Source organism: Streptomyces sp. NRRL S-1022, from assembly GCF_000720135.1.
Classification (GTDB): domain Bacteria; phylum Actinomycetota; class Actinomycetes; order Streptomycetales; family Streptomycetaceae; genus Streptomyces.
Window position 1 is genome coordinate 1 of record NZ_JOIU01000204.1, and the last position, 256, is coordinate 256.

1 protein-coding gene is annotated in these 256 nt (G+C 72.3%); it reads right to left on the reverse strand.

What is annotated here, in order from left to right:
• On the reverse strand, nt 1–256 hold a 256-nt coding region (locus tag IG05_RS43375; protein ID WP_037816089.1), incomplete at both ends, for a hypothetical protein.

The window sequence follows — 256 nt, forward strand, 5'->3', positions numbered from 1 at the left end:
GCTGACGTTCTGCAGGTAGGCGGCCGGGTGGGTGAGGTTGTAGGGGTCCATCGGGTCCAGGCCGCGGACGAAGGTGACCAGGCCGGCCGTGCCCTTGACCACGCCTCCGGCGAAGTGGGTGATCTCGATGCCGGTGGACAGCGCGCCGTCCTTCAGATCGCCCTTGAGCCGGTCCAGGGGCGGCGGCTCGGCCGGAGCGTGCGCCAGGGCCGCCTTCACCTTGCCCTGCGCCTCGGTGGCGGCGGTGTTGCGCTGC